This window comes from Allochromatium palmeri (genome assembly GCF_009720725.1).
In the GTDB taxonomy this organism is placed as follows: domain Bacteria; phylum Pseudomonadota; class Gammaproteobacteria; order Chromatiales; family Chromatiaceae; genus Thermochromatium; species Thermochromatium palmeri.
Map to the genome: position 1 here is coordinate 54293 of NZ_WNKT01000001.1, position 21106 is coordinate 75398.

20 protein-coding genes are annotated in these 21106 nt (G+C 63.6%); 7 read left to right on the forward strand and 13 right to left on the reverse strand.

The annotated features are described in order from the left end of the window. Nucleotides 1-2: 2 nt before the first annotated feature. Nucleotides 3-467 carry a peroxiredoxin gene (locus tag GJ668_RS00245; protein WP_155448306.1) on the reverse strand — a complete coding sequence of 155 codons (465 nt, stop codon included), beginning with the start codon at nt 465-467 and terminating at the stop codon, nt 3-5. Nucleotides 468-788: 321 nt separating this feature from the next. Then, nucleotides 789-1379 carry a class I SAM-dependent methyltransferase gene (locus tag GJ668_RS00250; RefSeq protein WP_155448108.1) on the reverse strand — a complete coding sequence of 197 codons (591 nt, stop codon included), beginning with the start codon at nt 1377-1379 and terminating at the stop codon, nt 789-791. 252 nt (nt 1380-1631) lie between these two features. On the opposite strand from GJ668_RS00250, the gene GJ668_RS00255 reads away from it, so the two are divergent. The 3 genes from GJ668_RS00255 to hypE are packed head-to-tail and all read left to right on the forward strand — an operon-like array spanning nt 1632 to nt 4074. Further along, the gene (locus GJ668_RS00255; RefSeq protein WP_155448109.1) at nt 1632-1904 is read left to right on the forward strand and encodes a HypC/HybG/HupF family hydrogenase formation chaperone; all 273 of its coding nucleotides are present in this window, start codon (nt 1632-1634) and stop codon (nt 1902-1904) included. Then, entirely contained in the window at nt 1901-3028 is a 1128-nt protein-coding gene (gene hypD / locus GJ668_RS00260) for a hydrogenase formation protein HypD (RefSeq protein WP_155448110.1), read from the forward strand. Before GJ668_RS00255 ends, hypD begins: the two co-directional genes overlap by 4 nt. Next, nucleotides 3028-4074 carry a hydrogenase expression/formation protein HypE gene (hypE, locus tag GJ668_RS00265; RefSeq protein ID WP_155448111.1) on the forward strand — a complete coding sequence of 349 codons (1047 nt, stop codon included), beginning with the start codon at nt 3028-3030 and terminating at the stop codon, nt 4072-4074. The genes hypD and hypE overlap by 1 nt, the downstream gene beginning before the upstream one ends. Nucleotides 4075-4084: 10 nt before the next feature. Here hypE and GJ668_RS00270 read toward each other — a convergent pair whose 3' ends face one another. The 8 genes from GJ668_RS00270 to gatB form a co-directional block, all read right to left on the reverse strand. Further along, nucleotides 4085-4471, reverse strand: a complete 387-nt coding sequence (locus GJ668_RS00270; RefSeq protein ID WP_155448112.1) for a helix-turn-helix domain-containing protein — start codon at nt 4469-4471, stop codon at nt 4085-4087. A gap of 191 nt (nt 4472-4662) precedes the next feature. Further along, nucleotides 4663-5658, reverse strand: coding sequence for a LysR family transcriptional regulator (locus GJ668_RS00275; RefSeq protein ID WP_155448307.1), 996 nt, complete (start codon nt 5656-5658; stop codon nt 4663-4665). A gap of 124 nt (nt 5659-5782) precedes the next feature. Beyond that, complete coding sequence (gene tatC / locus GJ668_RS00280) at nt 5783-6949, reverse strand: twin-arginine translocase subunit TatC (protein ID WP_186342796.1); 1167 nt, start codon at nt 6947-6949, stop codon at nt 5783-5785. A gap of 34 nt (nt 6950-6983) precedes the next feature. Continuing rightward, a complete protein-coding gene (locus GJ668_RS00285) occupies nt 6984-7301 on the reverse strand; it encodes a phosphoribosyl-ATP diphosphatase (protein ID WP_155448113.1) in 318 nt (105 codons plus the stop codon). A gap of 18 nt (nt 7302-7319) precedes the next feature. Then, nucleotides 7320-7727, reverse strand: coding sequence for a phosphoribosyl-AMP cyclohydrolase (hisI, locus tag GJ668_RS00290; RefSeq protein WP_155448114.1), 408 nt, complete (start codon nt 7725-7727; stop codon nt 7320-7322). Continuing rightward, entirely contained in the window at nt 7724-8467 is a 744-nt protein-coding gene (hisA, locus tag GJ668_RS00295; protein ID WP_186342797.1) for a 1-(5-phosphoribosyl)-5-[(5-phosphoribosylamino)methylideneamino]imidazole-4-carboxamide isomerase, read from the reverse strand. Before hisA ends, hisI begins: the two co-directional genes overlap by 4 nt. A 60-nt stretch (nt 8468-8527) precedes the next feature. Then, a complete protein-coding gene (hisB, locus tag GJ668_RS00300) occupies nt 8528-9139 on the reverse strand; it encodes an imidazoleglycerol-phosphate dehydratase HisB (protein ID WP_155448115.1) in 612 nt (203 codons plus the stop codon). An 80-nt stretch (nt 9140-9219) separates the two neighbouring features. Beyond that, nucleotides 9220-10653 carry an Asp-tRNA(Asn)/Glu-tRNA(Gln) amidotransferase subunit GatB gene (gene gatB, locus GJ668_RS00305; RefSeq protein ID WP_155448116.1) on the reverse strand — a complete coding sequence of 478 codons (1434 nt, stop codon included), beginning with the start codon at nt 10651-10653 and terminating at the stop codon, nt 9220-9222. Nucleotides 10654-10875: 222 nt separating this feature from the next. On the opposite strand from gatB, the gene rfbB reads away from it, so the two are divergent. From rfbB to rfbD, 4 genes are read left to right on the forward strand one after another with little or no spacing between them, the layout of a single operon-like run. Further along, complete coding sequence (gene rfbB / locus GJ668_RS00310; protein WP_155448117.1) at nt 10876-11937, forward strand: dTDP-glucose 4,6-dehydratase; 1062 nt, start codon at nt 10876-10878, stop codon at nt 11935-11937. 1 nt (nt 11938) lies between these two features. Further along, complete coding sequence (gene rfbA, locus GJ668_RS00315) at nt 11939-12820, forward strand: glucose-1-phosphate thymidylyltransferase RfbA (protein ID WP_155448118.1); 882 nt, start codon at nt 11939-11941, stop codon at nt 12818-12820. Continuing rightward, nucleotides 12817-13389 (forward strand): dTDP-4-dehydrorhamnose 3,5-epimerase, encoded by a 573-nt coding sequence (rfbC, locus tag GJ668_RS00320; RefSeq protein ID WP_155448119.1) that lies wholly within the window; start codon nt 12817-12819, stop codon nt 13387-13389. The genes rfbA and rfbC overlap by 4 nt, the downstream gene beginning before the upstream one ends. Next, nucleotides 13386-14294 carry a dTDP-4-dehydrorhamnose reductase gene (rfbD, locus tag GJ668_RS00325; protein WP_155448120.1) on the forward strand — a complete coding sequence of 303 codons (909 nt, stop codon included), beginning with the start codon at nt 13386-13388 and terminating at the stop codon, nt 14292-14294. Before rfbC ends, rfbD begins: the two co-directional genes overlap by 4 nt. Here rfbD and GJ668_RS00330 read toward each other — a convergent pair. Genes GJ668_RS00330 through pgi form a run of 3 tightly spaced genes read right to left on the reverse strand, consistent with a single transcriptional unit; the run spans nt 14291 to nt 21040 of the window. Beyond that, nucleotides 14291-15250 (reverse strand): protochlorophyllide oxidoreductase, encoded by a 960-nt coding sequence (locus GJ668_RS00330; protein ID WP_155448121.1) that lies wholly within the window; start codon nt 15248-15250, stop codon nt 14291-14293. The genes rfbD and GJ668_RS00330 overlap by 4 nt on opposite strands. 13 nt (nt 15251-15263) lie before the next feature. Next, nucleotides 15264-19379 carry a DEAD/DEAH box helicase gene (locus tag GJ668_RS00335; RefSeq protein WP_155448122.1) on the reverse strand — a complete coding sequence of 1372 codons (4116 nt, stop codon included), beginning with the start codon at nt 19377-19379 and terminating at the stop codon, nt 15264-15266. 8 nt (nt 19380-19387) lie between these two features. After that, the gene (gene pgi, locus GJ668_RS00340) at nt 19388-21040 is read right to left on the reverse strand and encodes a glucose-6-phosphate isomerase (protein WP_155448123.1); all 1653 of its coding nucleotides are present in this window, start codon (nt 21038-21040) and stop codon (nt 19388-19390) included. Nucleotides 21041-21106: the final 66 nt, after the last annotated feature.

Sequence of the window (21106 nt, forward strand, 5' to 3'; positions counted from 1 at the left end):
GATCAGAGCGCGCGCACCAGGTCGAGCACCTGGGCGGCGTGGCCCTTGGGTTTGACGTCATAGAGCACATGCCGGACGACGCCTGATTTGTCGATGATGAAGGTTGAACGCAGGATGCCGAGCCGTTTCTCGCCGTGCGCTTCCTTCTCGCGCCAGACGCCATAGGCTTCGCACACCTCGCCGTCGCTGTCGGAGAGCAGATGGATGGCGAGTCCGTACTTGTCGCGGAAGGCGCCGTGACTGGTGCAGCTGTCGCGGCTGATGCCGAGGATCTCGGTCTCGGCGGCCTCGAACTCGGCTTGCAGATCCGTGAATTCGAGTGCCTCCAGGGTGCAACCGGGCGTGTCGTCCTTGGGATAGAAATAAATGACGCCGTGACGTCGCCCTCTGAGCGATTCTAGACTCACCGGCTCCATGTCGGCGTTGGGCAGGGCGAAATCGGGGGCGCGATCGCCGGTTTGCAGCATGGGTGAGTGCTCCATCGACAGGTTGAACGATGCGCCGAATGTAGGCATGCCGGTCCGGGTCGTCAACTCTTGTGACGGCTCGGGTGCCGGCGGTCCGCATCGAACGCGGACGGCCATATAAATTAGTGTATGATGAAATACTTCAAAACCATCCAACGCACGATCCCCAGGGTGGGGTGGCACTGAGCAGCAAGCCCTTGGGCCGCACGACGGTTACACACCCTGTCGTTGCGGCCATTTTTTAGTCCGCCACGCCAGTTTGACCGACGTCCACGCGAGTCCTCGCATCCACGGATTCAGTCCCAACACGACGTCCCTGGCTCAATCGCGTCGTGCCAGAGCCACGGTGTAGTGCGCGCCCTGCTTGAGCTTGTCGTAGTTGCCGAAAACCTCGGTGAGATTGCGCTTCATATACTGGCGCAGTCCGTTGATGGTGACCAGATAGAGCCGACCGCCGGGATTTAGCCGTGCGTGCGCGTCATGCAGCAGGATCGCCAGCAGTTCCTTGCCGACCTTGGCCGGGACGTTGCTCGCAATCAGGTCGAAGCGCCGCTCGGGTTCGACGTGGTCGAAACCATTGCTCAGACGCGCTTCGGCGTTATCGAGCCGGTTGAGACGGGCATTGCGGTTGGCATAGTCGACAGCGACGAAGTCCTTGTCGACCAGGAGCGTGCGCCCTTGGGGAGCCAGCGCGGCCAGGGTCAGACCGATCGGACCATAGCCGCAGCCGAGATCCAGACAGTCATCGCTTGGCTCGATGTGCAGATAGTCGAGCAGCAAGCGCGTCCCCTCGTCGATTTCACGCGGCGAGAACAGCCCCCAGGTGCTACGCAATTCGAGGGTACGGCCGCCGAGTTGGGTCGAGAACTGGATATCGCGGCGCAGCGCGGTGAGTTGTTCGGGAGTCAGCATGGTGTTGTCGTTCCGGGCAAAAAGCGTGGATTGAACCGCAAAGGTGCGAAGGGCGCCAAGAAAAATGCGCGGGCTTGTGAGCTCAAGGCGATTTCCGAGCAAGAATCGACTTGTCGTCGGATGCGATGAGCAGAGCGCATTGCCTCAGTCGCGACCGGTCCATTGTCCGTTTGTACCTAATCCAGTTGAGTCGGCGCCTGGATCGTAGTCCAATGCTCTGGTTCAAGGTCCACAGTGTTCCAGGAGTCCATCATGTGTCTCGCCATCCCGGCCCGTGTCACCCATGTCACCCGCATCGACCCCGCTATCGATACCGCGATCGTCGATCTGGGCGGGGTCTCGCGCGAGGTTTCCATCGCGCTGGTTCCGGAGGCGGAGGTCGGCGACTATGTCCTGGTCCACGTCGGCTATGCGCTCAACCGCATCAGCGAAGAAGAAGCCCAGGAGACACTGCGGCTCATGGCCGAGATGGCGCGCCTGCTCGACGAGGAATCCGGCGTGGCTGACGCCGCCAGACCGGCATGAAATACGTCGACGAATTCCGCGACCAGCAGCTCGCGCGTCAACTGGCCGCCGCCATCGCCGCCGAGGTCGATCCTGGGCGCGACTACCGTCTGATGGAGTTCTGCGGCGGACACACGCACGCTATCTTCCGCTATGGCGTCCAGCAGCTGATGCCTCCCAATCTGCGCTTCGTCCATGGTCCGGGCTGTCCGGTGTGCGTGCTGCCGATGGCGCGGCTCGATCAGGCCATCGCCATGACGCGCGAACATGGCGTCACGCTCTGCACCTATGGCGACCTGATGCGGGTGCCGGCGAGCGGGCGTCAGACGCTGCTCAAGGCCAAGGCCGCCGGCGCCGACGTGCGGATGATCTACTCGACCCAGGATGTGCTGCGGATTGCACGCACTGAACCCGAGCGTCAGGTCGTCTTTCTGGCCATCGGCTTCGAGACCACCACCCCGCCCACGGCGGTCGCCATCCTCCAGGCACGCGCCGAAGGGCTGAAGAATTTGTCCATCCTCTGCAATCACGTTCTCACACCGCCCGCTCTGCGCGCCATCCTCGCGACCGCTGGACCCGAGGGCGTGCAACTCGACGGTATCCTGGGGCCATCGCATGTCAGTACGGTCATCGGCACTCAGCCCTACGCCTTCGTGCCGCGTGAGTTCGGCGTGCCCGTGGTGATCGCCGGCTTCGAGCCGCTCGACGTCATGCAGTCGGCGCTGATGCTGGTGCGTCAGATCAATACCGGTCGCTGTGAGGTCGAAAACCAGTACAGCCGCGCCGTCGATGAGCACGGCAATGCTCGGGCGCTCGAACTCATGGCGCGCGTCTTCGTCACCCGTCCGAGTTTCGAGTGGCGTGGACTCGGCTTCCTGCCCGAGAGCGCGCTGGCGCTCGGCGAGGACTATGCCGACCTGGACGCCGAGCGCCGCTTTCCGGTCAGGATCGAAGCGAGCCATGAGATCAAGGGTTGCGAATGCCCGGCCATCCTGCGCGGTCTCAAGGAGCCGACCGAGTGCAAGCTCTTCGGCACGGTCTGCACGCCCGACAACCCCATGGGCGCCTGCATGGTCTCGTCCGAGGGTGCCTGCGCGGCCTACTGGAGCCATCGAACGCACACGCCACATTCAGGACGCCATTGATGACAGCCAAATCACGCTTTTCCGCCCGGCTGGATCTCGAACAGGGGCGGGTCGACATGAGCCACGGCGCTGGCGGACGCGCCATGGCCCAGCTCATCGACGAGCTGTTCAGACAGGCGCTCGACAACGAATGGCTGGCCCAGGGCAACGATCAGGCGCTGTTCAGTGTCCCGCCCGGCCGGCTGGTGATGAGCACTGACGGGCATGTGGTCTCGCCGCTGTTCTTTCCGGGCGGAGATATCGGATCGCTGGCCGTGCATGGCACGATCAACGATGTCGCCATGTCGGGCGCGCGCCCGCTACATCTGGCGGCTGGCTTCATTCTGGAGGAAGGCTTTCCGCTGGCCGATCTGGCGCGCATCGTCGCGAGTCTGGCGCAGGCGGCGCGCGAGGCGGGCGTCACCGTCGTGACCGGCGACACCAAGGTCGTCGAGCGTGGTAAAGGGGATGGCGTCTTCATCACCACGACCGGGATCGGCGTGGTCCCAGAGGGCGTCTCAATTTCGGGTGATCGCGCGCGCCCGGGTGATGCCATCCTGGTCAACGGTCACATCGGCGACCACGGCATCGCCATCCTGTCGCAACGTGAGAACCTCGGCTTCGACACCGTGATTCAATCGGACTCAGCCGCACTGCATGGCCTGGTTGCCGATATGATCGCCGCCGTGCCCGACATCCATTGTCTGCGCGACCCGACCCGTGGCGGTCTGGCCACCACGCTCAACGAACTGGCTCAGCAGTCGGGCGTCGGTTTGCGCGTGCGCGAAACCGACATCCCGGTGCGTGAGGCGGTCTCAGCCGCCTGCGAGCTGCTCGGACTCGACCCCGTCTATGTTGCCAACGAGGGCAAGCTGGTGGCGATCTGTCCAGCCGAAGCGGCTGAGACCCTGCTGGCGGTCATGCGCCGCCATCCGCTGGGCGCGCACGCCGCCATCATCGGCGAGGTCGTCGAGGATCCGCTCGGCTTTGTCCAGATGCAGACCCGTTTCGGCGGCGAGCGTCTACTCGACTGGCTCGCCGGCGAGCAGCTGCCGCGCATCTGCTGACCTCAGCCGCTCACACGGCCTCGGATTCGTCCAGCGTCTCAGCCATCGCGTCTTCGTCGGCGACGACGGGCTCGTGATCCGGCTGGGACTGAGCGACAGCCAGGACGGTCTCGCGACCGCGATCGTCAGTGCGGCGGAAATGATCGATCAGCGCCAGCTCCGGATCGGAGAACGGCCCTCGATCGTCGAGGCACAGCAGATAGGTCGGCGTGACGGTTCCCAGGGCCACGGACAACTCATGCGCCTCTTCGAGCCCCATCCGGCGGATGCCCTGCTCGTAGTTGCTGATCCGCGACTTGGACAGGGAGTCGGTGCGGGCTGAAAGATCGGCAAGACTGAGCTTTTGCTCATGCCGGGCCGAGCGCAGACGCTGGCCGATACGTTTTGTTAGGTCCATGGTGATCTTGATGTTATGCAAGACGGTCTCGTTGTGGTGATTCTAGGTTGATGAGTGCAAACGATGTCCGCCCACCCAACGCGCGAGCGGGATACACATCCTTGGTGTGGAAACGGATACATCGACAACCATCCGGCACGAGCGTATTCAACACCCGTGCACGTTGGCTTGGATCAGCCTTCCGGGGCGCGTCAGCCCAATAGGGCGTCTTCCCATTCGGTGTCGCCGGCGGTCTGTGGCTGCGGTGGCGGCGGCGGTTCGACGAGACGATCGGCAAAGGCACGATCGAGCGTCTTGATGAAACATTTGGTCTGCGGGGAGAGGAATTTACCACGTCGCTGCACGATGCCGTAACTGCGTCGTGGAAAATACTGCCCGATCGGGATACGGCCCAGGTTTTCCTCGCCCGTGAGACAGACGTCGGTGACGATCGAGATGCCAAGCCCCAGCTCGACATACTTCTTGATCACCTCCCAACCGCCGGCTTCCATGGTGACGTGATAGCCGAGATTGTGCTGCTTGAACACCAGATCAACCATGCGCCAGGTGCTCAGATGGCGCGGCGGTAGGATCAGGCCATAGGGCGCGATCTCTTCCAGCGTCACACTTTCCTTCTCAGCCAGCGGATGATCGAGCGGCGTGATCAGGGTCGGCTCATAGGTCACGAACGGCCGATAGGTGATGTCGTCCGGGATCTCCAGCATCGACCCCACCGCCAGATCGGCTTCATCCGCGCGCAGCATCGCCAGACCGTCACGGCCGGTGACATTGTGCAGCTTCAGCTCGATCCCCGGATACTGCTCGACGAACGCCTGGATCGGCTCGGGCAGGATATAGAGGATAGTCGACTCGCCGGCGGCGATGTTCAGCACCCCCTGATCCACGCGCCCGGACTGGGTGGCGAAGGCTTCATGAAGCTTGTCCATGCCCTCGACCAGCGGCTCGGCCATCTGGAACAGCAGGTCGCCTTCGGGTGTGAGCTTGATCTTGGGTCCACGACGCTCGAAGAGCACAGTTCCGAACTCGCGCTCAAGCGCCTGGATCTGAAGCGACACGGTTGGTTGGCTAAGAAAGATCTTTTCGGCGGCCGCACTCACGCTTCCGGTACGCGCCGCATGACAAAAAGCACGCAACTGCTTGAGTCTGTTTTGTTTGTAATGAATCTGGGAGCCTGAACCCACGGTCATACCCATCTTTTGCCGTCTAATAAGAATTGATGGTATACCACAAGGTTCATTGACAAAAGCAATATCACCATCCTTGGCGTAAAAAATCCAGTCGTTTGCGCGTGTTTTGTGACGCTCTTCACACTTAGTGTTCGTCGAGTTGACTCAAGATGTTACGTGCGACCTGACGCTGGGTTGCGTCGCCTTCCTCCAGCACCTGATAGAGCATCTGACGCGCGGCAAAATCGCTGCCGAGATCGCGCAACTGGTTGGCGCGGCGGATCTTGTCTTCGACCGGATCCGTTGGCGAGGCGGATGGTTCAGCCGTTGCGGGCGAGGTCGCTTGCGCTGTCTGGGGCGTGGGCGTCTTGGCGGCCAGCGCGTCCTCGGCATCGATCAGATCCAGCTCGGCCTCCATCTCAGCGTCGGTCATGGGGTGCCAGCGATCCCGATCATCGAAGCCGGGCGACAGCTCACGGCCGACATCGACGTCACCGGCGCTTGGTGCGCCTGGCAGCGGTTTGGGCGCCGCGCCGGCCGGCGGCCCATCGGGCGTGTCATCCGCGGCGCGCCGGTCCTTGAGCATCAGTCTGGAGAGCAGGATGCCCAGTTCGAACAGCAGCCACATCGGCACCGCCAGCAGCGTCTGCGAGATCATGTCGGGCGGAGTCAGGAACATGCCGATCACGAAGGCCGCGACGATCACATAGGGCCGCTTGTGTGCCAGACCCTCGGGCGTCACCACGCCGATGGCGACCAGCAGGATGGTGGCGATCGGGATCTCGAAGGCGATGCCGAAGGCAAAGAACAGCGTCAGCACGAAATCCAGATAGGCCGAAATATCGGTCATCATCGCCACGCCCTCTGGCGTGGTCCCCGACAGGAAGGCGAACACCAGCGGGAAGACGACGTAATAGGCAAAGAGCATCCCCAGATAGAACAGGAGGATGCTGGAGATCAGCAGCGGGATCGCCAACCGTTTCTCGTGCTGATAGAGACCGGGCGCCACGAAGGCCCAGAGCTGATAGAGCAGATAGGGCATCGACAGGAACATCGCCGCGATCAGCGCCAGCTTGAACGGCGTCAGAAAGGGCGAGGCCACCTGGGTGGCGATCATGGTGTTGCCTTCGGGCAACTGCGCCAGCAGCGGTGCGGCCACATAGGCATAGAGATCGTTGGCGAACGGAAACAGCACCAGCACCATCACGCCGATGGCGATCAGCATGCGGATCAGGCGATCGCGCAACTCGACCAGGTGCGAGATGAAGGGCTGTTCAGCGCCCGGATCGTCGGACGGCATCGTAAGAGACATGGTTCGAACCCCGAATTGAGCGGATCGCTCGGATTCAGCCCTGACGGCTGGCCTTCTCTGCAAGTCCCGATAGACCAAAGCGCCGATCCAGCTCGTCGAGCACCTGACGCGGCCCCAGTCCCTGTTGCGCGAGCAGCACCAGGGTATGGAACCAGAGATCGGCGATCTCATAGACGAGCTTGTCAGGCGCTCCGTCCTTGGCGGCCATCACGGTCTCGGTGGCCTCTTCGCCGACTTTTTTGAGGATGGCGTCGAGTCCCTTGGCATAGAGTTTGGCGACATAGGACGAGTCCGGGTCAGCGTCCTTGCGTGACTCCAGCACCTCGGCGAGTCGTTCGAGTACATCGTTCATGTGCTGTTATCCTGACTGTTACGGCGAACCGCGATAGATGGCGGCTGGATCCTTGAGTACGGGCGCGACCTCGACCCAGTCGCCGGCGGCATCCAGGGCGCGGTAGAAGCAGTCGTGGCGTCCGGTATGACAGGCGATGCCGCCCTTCTGCTCGACCTCCAGCAGCACCACGTCGGCATCGCAGTCGAGTCGGATGGCGTGAACCACCTGCTGGTGGCCCGACTCCTCGCCCTTGTGCCACAGACGTGCGCGTGAGCGCGACCAGTAGACCGCGTGCCCGGTCTCGCGCGTCAGACGCAGTGCCTCGCGATTCATCCAGGCCAGCATGAGTACGCTACCGGTTCCATGCTCCTGAGCAATGGCCGGCACCAGACCGTCCGGTCCCCAGGCGATGGCATCGAGCCAGGCGTCATCGGTCGTTGTCATGGGGTTTCAGCTCCACTCAGCCTATCGGCCAGACGCTGTCCTTCAGCGAAGTCGAGCGTCCCCTCGTAGATGGCGCGCCCGGTGATGGCCGCTTCGATGCCGCCCGCCTCGCAGAGCGCGCGGATGTCGTCGATGGTGGTGATGCCGCCAGAGGCGACGACCGGGATGCGAATCGCTGCGGCCAGGGCGTGCGTGGCCTCGATATTGGGGCCGGAGAGCATCCCGTCGCGCCCGATGTCGGTATAGACGATGGCCGTTACGCCGTCGTCCTCGAAACGACGCGCCAGCTCGTCGACCCGATGCTCGGTGATCTCAGCCCAGCCGTTGATGGCGACCTGACCGTCCTTGGCATCCAGCCCGACCATGATGTGCCCCGGAAAGGCGCGGCAGGCGCGGGCGACGAATTCAGGCTCCTTGACCGCCTGGGTGCCGATGATGCAATAGCGCACCCCGACCTTGAGATAGGCTTCGATGGTGGCCTCGTCACGAATGCCGCCGCCGACCTGGAGCGGCAGCTCAGGATAGGCCGCCGCAATACCGCGAATGGCCGCGCCATTGACCGGCTCGCCGGCAAAGGCGCCATTGAGGTCGACCAGATGCAGCCGGCGGGCGCCCTCACGCACCCAGCGTCCGGCCATCTCGACCGGATCGTCGGCGAACACGGTCTCGTCGTCCATGCGGCCCTGACGCAGCCGCACGCAGCGGCCATCCTTCAAATCGATCGCGGGAATCAGCAGCACCGGATTGCTCTCTTGCTGTATGTCTGTGAGATGTCGAATGAACGGCTCAGTGGCGGCACTTTAGAGTGCGCCCTTGGTCGAGGGTGTGATGCCAGCCATGCGTGGGTCCGGCTCGACGGCCATCCGCAGCGCGCGCCCGAAGGCTTTGAAGATGGTCTCGGCCTGATGATGCGCGTTGACGCCGCGCAGATTGTCGATGTGCAGCGTCATCCCGGCATGATTGACCAGCCCCTGGAAAAATTCCTGGAACAGATCGACATCAAAGGCGCCGATCTGGGCGCGGGTGAAGGTGACGCCATAGACCAGCCCCGGCCGCCCCGAGAGATCGATCACCACGCGCGACAGCGCCTCGTCGAGCGGCACATAGGCGTGGCCATAGCGGCGGATGCCTTTTTTGTCGCCAAGTGCTTTGGCCAGCGCCTGACCGAGGGTGATGCCCAGATCCTCGACCGTGTGATGATCGTCGATATGTCGGTCGCCCACGGCCTCGATGTCGAGATCGATCAGACCGTGGCGTGCCACCTGATCGAGCATGTGCTCCAGGAAGGGCACGCCGGTCTTGAAGGACGCCTGACCCTGGCCGTCCAGGTTCAGACTGACGCGGATCTGGGTTTCGAGCGTGTTGCGCTCGACTTGGACGCGGCGGGATTGAGCGGATGTATCCTGTGACATGGCGAGACTGTGGTCGTATGCAACGCACCCAAGCGGTGCGCGCTGAAAGCAAGCATTAAACCACAGCCTCGCGCTGGATCCTATCCAGCCAGCTTGCGCTTGAGGATCTCGTTGACCTGCGCCGGATTGGCCTTGCCGCCGCTCTGCTTCATGACCTGACCGACGAAGAAGCCGAAGACCTTGTCTTTGCCCGAGCGGTATTGCTCGACCTGGGTCGGATTGGCGGTGATGATCCCGTCGATCAGGGCCTCGATAGCACCTGTGTCCGTGATCTGCTTGAGTCCCTGGGCCTCGATCACCGCATCGGCCTCGCCACCACCGCTCCACATGCCCTCGAATACCTGCTTGGCCAGCTTGCCCGAGACCGTGCCGTCCTGGATGCGCGCAATCAGACCGGCCAGGGCGCTCGCTGAGACCGGGCTGTCGCTGATCTCGCGCTCGCTCTTGTTGAGCGCCGCCATCAGCTCGCCGCTCACCCAGTTGGCCGCCAGTTTCGACTCACCGCAGGCACGGGCGACGGCCTCGTAATAATCAGCCAGCTCGCGGCTGGCGGTCAGCAGATTGGCATCGTATTCCGACAGCCCGTACTCGGACTGGAAGCGCGCGCGCTTGGCATCCGGCAGTTCGGGGAGATCGGCCGTCGCCTCGGCGAGGAAGGCCGCATCGATTTCCAGCGGCAGCAGATCCGGATCGGGGAAGTAGCGATAGTCATTGGCTTCCTCCTTGGTGCGCATCGATCGCGTCTCGTCCTTGACCGCATCATAGAGGCGGGTTTCCTGGACCACGGTGCCGCCGCCCTCGATCAGATCGATCTGGCGCTCGACCTCGAAGGCGATGGCCTTCTCCAGGAAGCGGAAGGAGTTGACGTTCTTGATCTCGGCGCGGGTACCGAATTCCGGCTGGCCAACCGGACGCACCGAGACATTGGCGTCCATGCGGAAGGAGCCTTCCTGCATGTTGCCGTCGCTGATGCCGATGTAGCGCACGATCTGATGGATCTTCTTGGCATAGGCCACCGCCTCGGCCGGCGAGCGCAGATCCGGCTCGGAGACGATTTCCAAAAGCGGCGTGCCGGCGCGGTTGAGATCAATGCCGGTGAAACCCTGGAAGTCCTCGTGCAGCGACTTGCCGGCATCTTCCTCCAGATGGGCGCGGGTGACACCGATGGTCTTCATGGTGCCGTCATCCAGCACGATTTCGACCTGGCCCTTGCCCACCACCGGCAATTCGTACTGGCTGATCTGATAGCCCTTGGGCAGGTCGGGGTAGAAATAATTCTTGCGCGCAAACACCGAGCGCGGCGCGATCTCGGCCTCGATAGCACGCCCGAAGCGCACCGCGAGCCGTACCACCTCGGCGTTGAGCACCGGCAGCACGCCCGGCAGGCCCAGATCGATGGCGCACGCCTGGGTGTTGGGTTCAGCGCCAAAAGCGGTCGGCGCACCGGAGAAAATCTTGGATTGGGTCGCGAGCTGGGTATGGATCTCGAGACCGATGACGGTTTCCCACTGCATGGTCGGTCCTGCTGGCTGATCGATTCGACCCGCGATGTTACAGGGGAGTCAGGGCTGACGGCCAGTTTTCGTTGGACGCGGACGACTCGCCATACACGCACGACAGGCTTTTGTCGTCATTGGCGAGCCGTATGCCATAAAATGGCGCCAAACGTCTCGTGCGGCATTGCGCAACATGGCGGTGGCGAACGATTTTTTGATCCAGCCTTGACAGGATTCAATATGCAAACGCTCTTGGTTACGGGCGGGGCCGGCTTCATCGGCGGCAACTTCGTCCATCACATGCTTGAGCAGACCGACGTCCGGGTCGTCAACCTGGACCGTCTGACCTATGCCGGCAACCTGGACACGCTGGCGAGTCTGGCCGGCGATCCACGCCACATCTTCGTCCAGGGCGACATCGCCGACGCCGAACTCGTCGGACGACTGCTGCGCGAGTACGACGTCGACGCCGTAGTCAACTTCGCCGCCGAAAGCCATGTCGACCGCTCGATCGACGGGCCGGCCGAGTTCATCCAGACCAACGTCGTCGGTACCTTCACGCTACTCGACCGGGCGCGCGACTATTGGTCCAAGCTCGGCCCGGCGGCACAGGCGGCCTTCCGCTTCCTGCATGTCTCGACCGATGAGGTCTATGGGTCGCTCGGGCCAACCGGTCTCTTCACCGAGACCACGCCCTATGCGCCCAACTCGCCCTATTCAGCCTCCAAAGCCGCCTCGGATCATCTGGTGCGTGCCTGGTTCCATACCTACGGGCTACCCGTGCTCACCACCAACTGCTCCAACAACTACGGCCCCTATCAGTTCCCCGAGAAGCTGATCCCGCTGATGATCCTCAAGGCCCAGGCCGGCGAGCCATTGCCGATCTATGGCGACGGCGGCAACGTGCGCGACTGGCTGTTCGTGCTCGACCACTGCCGCGCCATTGCGCGCGTGCTGGAGGCCGGCACCCCCGGCGAGGTCTACAACGTCGGCGGCAACAGCGAGCGGACCAATCTCCAGGTCGTCGATACGCTCTGCGCCCTGCTCGACGCGCGTCTGCCCGACTCGCCACAGTGTCCGCACAGCCAGCTCAAGACCTTCGTCACCGACCGTCCGGGACACGATCGCCGCTATGCCATCGATGCCAGCAAGCTCAAGCGCGAGCTGGGCTGGGAGCCGACCGAGACCTTCGAGTCCGGGATGCGGCGCACGGTCGACTGGTATCTGGATCACCCCGAATGGTGTCAGCGGGTGATGGATGGGCGTTATCGCGGCGAACGTTTGGGTTCAGGAGGGGTGTGAGATGACACGCAAAGGCATCATTCTGGCCGGCGGCTCCGGCACCCGGCTCTATCCGCTGACCCGCTCGATCAGCAAGCAACTGCTGCCGATCTATGACAAGCCGATGATCTACTATCCGCTCGCCACGCTGATGCTGGCGGGGATGCGCGAGATCCTGATCATCACCACGCCACATGACGCGCCGCTGTTCCACGCCCTGCTCGGCGATGGCTCGCAGTGGGGCCTGTCGCTCAGCTATGCCGTCCAGCCCGAGCCGGGCGGACTGGCGCAGGCGTTTCTGATCGGACGCGAGTTCCTGGCCGGCGCGCCGTCCTGTCTGGTGCTGGGCGACAACATTTTCTACGGTCACGGTCTGGTCGATCAGCTCCAGGAGGCCAGCGCGCGCACATCGGGCGCGACCGTGTTCGGCTATTACGTCTCCGACCCCGAGCGTTATGGCGTGGCTGAGTTCGACGACGCGGGCCGGGTGCTCGGCATCGAGGAGAAGCCCAATACGCCTAAGTCCAACTGGGCGGTGACCGGGATCTATTTCTACGATGGGCGCGCCCCGGATCTGGCGGCTGAACTCGCTCCCTCACCGCGCGGTGAGCTGGAAATCACGGATCTCAACACCCGTTATCTGCGCGAGGGCGCGCTGTCCCTGACCCGCATCGGTCGCGGCACCGCCTGGCTTGACACAGGTACCCACGCCTCGCTGATGGAAGCCAGCCAATTCATCGAAACTATCGAAAAACGTCAGGGACTCAAGATCTGCTGCCCGGAAGAGATCGCCTATTTCAACGGCTGGATCGACGCTGAACAACTCCGCGCCCAGGGCGAGGCGCTGAGCAAAAATGGCTATGGCCAGTATCTGTTGAGCCTGTTGCAGCGGGGGCGCGTATGAAGGTGATCGAAACCGCTATCCCCGGTGTGCTCATCCTGGAACCGAAAGTCTGGGGCGATGAGCGCGGTTACTTTCTCGAGACCTATCGCGCCAATCAGTACGCTGAGATTGGCATCCCGGCGCCGCTGGTGCAGGACAATCAGTCCTTCTCGCGCCGGGGCGTGCTGCGCGGGCTGCACGTCCAGCATCCGCGCGCCCAGGGCAAGCTGGTGCAGGTGCTGGCCGGCGAGGTGTTCGACGTGGCCGTGGATATCCGGCGCGGCTCGCCCCATTTCGGACACTGGGTCGGCGTGACGCTTTCGGGCGAGAACAAGCGCCAGTTCTGGGTTCCACCCGGTTTCGCCCACGGCTTTCTCGTCACCAGCGAGAACGCGCTCTTCGTCTATAAAAACACCGATTACTACAGCCCGGAGACCGAATTCAGCGTGCGCTGGGACGATCCAGACCTTGGGATCGACTGGCCGCTGGACGGGATGACGCCTGAACTGTCGGCCAAGGATCGCGAGGCGGCCTGCTTGCGCGACATCCCGCTCGATCGGCTCCCAGGTTTGGAGGATTACAACAGATGACTACAACGACTCACGTCGGCCCCCGGCCCAAACTGCTGCTGATCGGCGCCAATGGTCAGGTGGGCTGGGAATTGCGCCGCACGCTCGCCAGCGTCGGTGAGGTGATCGCGGCCTCGCTGGAGGGCGAATATGGCCCGACCATTGATCTGACCGATCCCGCCGCACTGGCCCGTCTGATCGAGGACACCCAGCCGGATGCTCTGATCAACGCCGCCGCTTACACCGCCGTCGACAAGGCCGAGAGCGACCGCGCGACGGCTCAGCGCATCAATGCCGACGCGGTCGGCGAGATGGGTGCCTTGTTGGCCAAGCGCGGCACGCCGATCATCCATTACTCGACCGATTTCGTGTTCTCCGGTGGTCTTGGCCGTTCTTATACCGAAGACGACACTCCAGACCCGCTCAACGTCTATGGTGAGACCAAGCTCGGCGGCGAGCGCGCGCTGCTCGACTCGGGGGCGAAGGCGCTGATCTTCCGCACCAGTTGGGTCTATGGCGCACGCGGGGCGAATTTTCTGCTGACCATGCGGCGTCTGTTTCAGGAACGCGAGGAACTGAGGGTGGTCGACGACCAGATCGGTTCGCCGACCTGGAGCCGGATGCTGGCCGAGATCACGGCCCAGGTGCTCTATCGCGTCCTGCGTGGCGAGCTGGATCTGGAACAGGTCGGTGGCCTTTACAACCTGACCGGCGGCGGTCAGGTCAGTTGGTATGGTTTTGCCAGCGCCATCCTGGAGGCGAGCGGCGCCCGGACTAATTTGATCCCCATTCCGTCCTCCGAATATCAGGCTCCGGCCAAGCGCCCGACCTTCTCGGTGCTCGACAACCGGCGTTTCCAGGAGACCTTCGGGCTGGCGATGCCGGATTGGCGTCTCTCGCTGACCCAGTGTCTCGAAGAGCTCTAAGCTTCACCACCCCGGGTCCAATACTTCTGCTCGCAGTGTTTGACGAACTCGACCGTGATGCGATCGAGTTTGTCTTTAGCGGCTTCTTTCTCGATGAGACGCCGGATCATGGGTCGGATGATGACCGGTGCCTCGCCGACGCGCTTCTGGGCCTCGGCGCTCCAGATCAGGCCGAGCTTCTTGTTGGCCCAGCTTCCCACGGCCGGTGGCGGGACGTCCTGGAAATCACTGGTCGCCAGCCCAGGTGTCCCGCCGAACGCCGCCTCGGCCAGCGTCTCGGACATCGACTTGCCGAACGACTGGGTGAAGACCGGAAAGGCCGGATCGTTCTCGAAGATGACCCGTTTCAGCTCCAGCACCCGATCGCTACGTGCTTGTTTGGACTTGGTGTCCGGATCGGGCACGGCCTGGTCGATGTAACGGCACCAGGTCTCGACAACGGCGTCGAAGGCGGCGAGAAAGCGCTCTGGATCCAGCGGCTTGAAGGTACAGTGCAGCAGATGGGGCGAGGTCACCGATTCCAGCAGCGGCAGCCGCTCGTCCGGGAGTTCCAGCGCGGCGCGGTGCTCGCGCGCGACCCGGGCGAACGACTCCAGATCCAGGGTCGACGAACAGGGGGCCAGATCCAGCGTGAGCAACGTGCGCTCGGGCGGCTGGCCGCCGACATGCAGCAGAAAGGCCGGGAGGTCATAGTCCAGACGCGGATAGGCGAAGATGACCAGACCCCAGCGGCCCAGGCGCAGCGAGTAGCGGCTGACCATCACCCGATCAAGCTTCTCGCCCTGATAGACGCGGGTGTGATTGAAGACCTGTTTACCACTGGCACAGCGCCGGGCGCTGTACTCGCTGAAGTCCTCCCGTTCCAGACGGGCACCGAGCCGGTCAAGGAATAGCCGTTCGTGCAACGCCCAAGGCGTCGATTCCAGGGCGCTCTCGGCCTCGATCATGTGTTCCATGGTGCGACCTCTATCAATCGACTTCTCGAATCAGCCCCAGCATCTCGTCATAGCTCAGCCGCCCGCCGTCGCCCGTGCCTTCCAGCAGGCCGTCGGCCAGATCGCGCTTGGCGCCGTGCAGGGCGATGATCTTTTCCTCAATGGTGCTCTTGGTGACCAGTCGGTAGATGGTCACGGGACGCTCCTGACCGATGCGGTGCGCGCGGTCGGAGGCCTGATCCTCGACGGCCGGGTTCCACCAGGGGTCCATGTGGATGACATAGTCCGCCGCCGTCAGATTCAGTCCAGCGCCGCCCGCCCGCAAGCTGATGAGGAACAGATCGCCCTCTCCAGCCTGGAACGCGGCGACAGCCGCTTTGCGCTTGGCCTCGGGGGTGGAGCCATCGAGATACTGGTACTGGATGCCGCGCCCGTCGAGATAGGCGCGGATCAGGCTCAGATGATCGACGAACTGGCTGAACACCAGTGCCTTGTGCCGGTTCTCCAGCAGCTCGTCGAGAATTTCTCCGAAGGCTTCCAGCTTGGCGCTGCCCAGATCGGTCTCGGGCATCACCAGCTTGGGATGACAGCAGGCGCGGCGCAGACGCATGATCTCGGCGAGCAGTTGCATCCGCTTCTGACCGGGGCCGGTCTCCTCGCTCTCCAGTCGCTCCAACGCCTGACGGCGCATGGCCTCATACAGTGCTGACTCCGCCTTGCCCAATTCGAGTTCAAGCGTGATCTCAGTGCGCGGCGGAAGCTCCGTGAGCACCTCACTTTTAAGCCGGCGCAGGATGAAGGGCTTGAGCAGTTGGCGCAGTCGAGTACGCGCGCCCGAATCGCGATGCTGTTCGATCGGGATGGCGAAGCGCTGATTGAAGCGATCCAGTGAACCGAGCAGCCCCGGATTGATGAAACGGAACAGATTCCACAGCTCGCCGAGATGGTTCTCGATCGGAGTGCCGGTGGTGATCATCTTGAACCCGGCATCGAGCTTCATGATCGCCTGCGAGCGCTTGGTCTGCGGATTCTTGAAGGTCTGCGCCTCATCGGCGACGATGGTCGACCAGGTGACGCCCGCCAGCCGCTCGCCCTCGGTCTGCACCAGGCCATAGCTACAGACGATGAGATCGAAGGGGCCAGCGTCCTTGAGCATCTGGTCGCGATCGCCCTCACCGAAGCGCTTCGGATTCAGGGTCGGAGCGAAGCGCTGCGCCTCGTTGACCCAGTTGGAGCAGACCGACATCGGCGCCAGCACCAGGGTCGGTCCCTCGGGCGCGCGCGACAGGATCAGCGCCAGCGATTGCAGCGTCTTGCCCAGTCCCATGTCGTCGGCCAGACAGGCGCCCGCACCCAGATGGGCCAGACGCGCCAGCCAGCGGAAGCCCTCGATCTGATAATCACGCAGCTCGGCCTGGAGCGTGCTCGGCAGGGTCGGTTCGAACTCGCGCGCCGAACCCAGACGCTGGAGCATTTCGCGCCAGCGCGCACTGGTCTTGACCTGCATCCCTTCGAGCGCCTCGTCGATGACGCCGGCGGCGAGCGGATGGAAGTGTCCGCCGTCGGTCAGACCGCGCAGGGTCTCCAGCCGCTGGCGCAAGGCCGTGCTCAGGACCAGGAACTCGCGCTCCCCGAGCGAGACGAAGCGTCCCGGACTGGCGTCGAGCAGATCCAGCAGCAGCTTCATCTCCAGCACGCGCCCGTCGTCGAGCGTCAATCCACCCTCCAGACCCAGCCAGTCGCGGCCCTCGCCGACCTTGACGGCCATCGCGCCGACACCGGCTTCGGGCGTGAGTCCGATCCGTTTGCCCTCGGGCCATTGCAGCACGATCTCGTCGCCGAGCGCATAGAGTTCGGAGAGCGCCGTCAAGGCTTCCTCGGCTTCTGGCAGCACCCAGGCCCAGCCGCTCTGACCGGCCAGGCTTGGACAGGCATCGAGCACGGCCTTGGCGCGCGCTTTTTCGCCCTTGAGCGAGCGCGTGGTCTGGACCGCGCGTCCGTCGAGCTCGGCGAAGATCGTTTCCATGCCCTGACCGGGCGGCAGACGTGGTCCGGACTCGCCGAGCGGCTGCATGACGAGTTCGAGATTCAGGCCATCGCCGAGCGGGTTCAGATGCACATAGGGGCGTGTATCCGGCTCGACCGGCTCGGCCAGGTGTTCGGTGCCCCCGATGGCCGAATGTACGGTCAGCAGCGGCGCGACGGCCGCGATCCCCGCCAGCACGCGGTCCTTGCCCTCGGCCGGCACCCGCAGTCCGTCGCGGGCCAGAATAGTGGCGATGCGTTTGTGTGTGCCGTCGAAGCGGACCAGACGCAGCCGATGCTTGCCTTCCTCGACGATGAGCAGGTTGCCGTCCGCCGGCGGAAAGGGCTGGAGCCGGATGCGGATGTCGCCGCCATGTTCGCTGACCTCCAGCGCCGGGCCAGCTTCGATCAGTTCCAGCGGGGTCTCCAGATTCGTCGGACGGAAGATCCGGGGATGGCCCACGGCGGCGAGCAGGGCTTTCTCTGAGTCGAGGTTGTAACTGGTGCCGCCATACCAGCCGCTCTCGTACTCGCGTTCGATACAGGCACGGATGCGTTCATCGGTCGGGGTCAGATAGTCGAACTCGGTGGGTGATTCTCGCAGGCGTTGTAGCGAGACCGGGCGCCCTTGAGTCCAGCCGCCGCGCTTGGCGCGCTTCTGTTCGCGCGGTTCCAGCCGCACCGAGCCGGCGTGTTCATGGAGCCACCAGCACATGCGCCGATCTGTCGTGCTGTCGCTCGATTCGGTAGACGAACGGCCGGCGCCGACTCCCGTCAGGGCATCGAGCGCAATCTCCCAGCGTGACTTGGATTTGATCCAGTCGGCCAGTCGCGAGGTGCCATCCGGCGGTGGCGGGAGTTCGACATTTTTCATCGGCCGCCCGAGACGATCGAGCAGGGCGTGTGCCTCCCAGGCATACCAGAGCCAGCCGCCCTTGATGGCGTCGCGACAGTGCTTGTCGAGCGCGACCAGCACGCTGTCCTTGGGTCGCTCGCCGAGCCAGTGCAGCGCCATAGCCTGGAACAGCTGGTCAAAGGGGCGGCTGGCCGGCGGTGTGATCTGAATGAATGTTGTGTCTCCGAACTGGCGCAGGCCCGTGCGGACCGCACCAAGGTCTTCGATCACATTCCAGGTCATCTGGAACGGGTCGCGTTGGAGCTGTTGCAGCGCCACCTGGATCTGATGCTGGAACTGCGCCAGATCCTCCGGATGGCTCCGGGCCAGCAGGCCCAGCACATGCAGTACCCCCGGCAACCCCCCAATCGGAATGTTGCGCCGGCGCGTCTCGCGCTTGAGCGTTTTGAGATAGAGATCGAAGATTCCGAGCGCTTCGTCGCCGCGTCCCTGGACGGTATGCAGCCAGCCAATCAGAGGCAGCACCAGCGTGGAGACCTGACTCGACAGCAGACCCGCGGCCTGATCGAAGCGCCCCCGCAACAGATGCTGCTCGACCAGAGTCGCGAGCGCGAGCGGCTGGCTGTCGACCAGTGGTGTGAGCAGCTGTTGGGCGGTGGCGTCCAGTTCGTCGTCGGTGCGCAGATGATAGGCCAGCAAATCGAGCTTGGACGCGAGCGCCAGGACGCGCAGACGCGGCGCTAGGGTTTCGAGCCAGGCGGGATCGAGCGGGTTGGTGCAGATACACACCAATTGGTCGCGCTTATTGGCCTCGATCAGCTCGATCCCGGACCAGTTCTCCAGACCAAGCAGCTGCAAGACCTCGGTCTCCCGCCCGGCATAGAGGGCGTTGCGCAGACGGCGCGTCAGACGCTCAATGTTCTGGGGTTGCCTGGAATAGAACGGCTGGCTTCTGACGACGGTCTCGGCGGCCTCGTGGATCGCCTTAAAGGTTCCCTCGCGGACTGTCTCGCGGGTCAGGATCTCGACCACATCCGGGGCCACCGCCAGCCCGGCCTTGTTCGCCAGCGCACCAACGGCGATCAGGGTATTACGCCATTTTGTGTTTAATTGAATGCCGAGCGGTTTGCCATCCTCGCCGCGCCAGCCGAGATGTTTCAGGATGTGGAGCAGGTTGGTCTGGCTAATCGGCTCATAGACGACCGAAAGGGCCTGGAGAATCCGACGATCATCAGGTGAAAGGGTCGCAAGGACTTCGGGCGATGACATGGCGGCGTTCAAAGTTTGCGCTGACGGATGAAGCGCTCCAGGAGGGCGCGCGTGGAGGGATCGTGATCGGCGGTGACCTTACCCGCCTGGATCTCGGCGAGGATGACATTGGCCAGTTGCTTGCCGAGTTCCACGCCCCATTGGTCGAAGGAGTTGACGCCCCAGACCACGCCCTGGGTGAAGATGCGATGCTCGTAGAGCGCGATCAGGGCGCCGAGTGTGTGCGGTGTGAGCCGCTCCATCAGCAGACTGTTGGTCGGGCGGTTGCCGGGGAAGGTGCGATGGTGCGCGAGGAAACGGGCCTGTTCCTCGTCCATGCCGGCGGCAAGCAGTTCGCTCAACGCCTCGTCATAGGTGCGGCCACGCATCAGTGCCTCGGTCTGGGCGAAGAAGTTGGCCATGAACTTGGGGTGATGATCGCCCAATTCATTGTGGCTGTGGACGGCGCCGATGAAATCGGCCGGGATCATCTGCGTACCTTGATGGATGAGCTGATAGAAGGCGTGCTGACCATCGGTGCCCGGTTCGCCCCAGACCACCGGGCCTGTGGTGTACTCGACCGCCACGCCCTCGCGGGTCACGCCCTTGCCGTTGCTCTCCATGTCGCCCTGTTGCAGATAGGCCGGCAGATAGCGCAGTGACTGATCATAGGGCAGCACGGCATGGGTGCGCGCTCCGGCGAAGTTGGCGTACCAGACCCCGATCAGGCCGAGCAGGGCCGGCATGTTTTCGCGCAGGTCCGCCGTGCGGAAATGCTCGTCCATGGCGTGTGCGCCTTCCAGCAGCTCGGCGAAGCGGTCGAAGCCGACGGCGAGCGCGATCGGCAGCCCGATTGCCGACCACAGCGAATAGCGCCCGCCGACCCAGTCCCAGAAGCCGAACATGTTGGCGGTGTCGATCCCGAAGGCGGCGACCTTCTCGGCGTTGGTCGAGACCGCGACGAAATGCCGCGCGACGGCGGATGAGTCGCCGAGCGCGGTCAGCAGCCAGTCGCGGGCGCTGCCGGCGTTGGTCATGGTCTCCTGGGTGGTGAAGGTCTTGGAGGCGACGATGAAGAGCGTGGTCGCCGGATTCAGCCCGCGCAGGGTCTCGACCAGATGGGTGCCGTCGACGTTGGAGACGAAATGTACGCGCAGGCTCTCGGTCTGATAGGGCGCGAGCGCCGCGCATACCATCTTGGGGCCGAGGTTGGAACCGCCGATGCCGATGTTGACCACATCCGTGATACGCTCGCCGGTGTGTCCGCGCCAGTCACCCGAGCGCACGCGCCCGACGAAGGATTCCATCCGCGCCAGCACGCCATTGATCGCTGGCATCACGTCCTCGCCCTCGACCCGGATCGGACGGTTGGAGCGGTTGCGCAGCGCGATGTGGAGTACCGCGCGATCTTCGGTGTTGTTGATCGGCTCGCCGTTGAACATGCGGTCGATCCACCCCTTGAGATCCACCGCTTCAGCCAGATCGATCAGCCGGTCCAGTGTCTCCTGGGTGATGAGGTTCTTCGAGTAGTCGAGATGGAGACCCGCCACCGTCAGGCTCATGGTCGCTGCGCGCTTGGGATCGGCAGCAAACAGATCGCGCATCCGTTGTGCGCGCAGCGTCTCCCAATGCCGTTGGAGCGCCTGCCACTGGAGTGTCTGGTTTACGAGCACGGGCGACATGATGATTCGAGCCTCCTCAAGTCCGGGATCACGGGATGGAGGCGCATTTGATCATATTCGCGACAG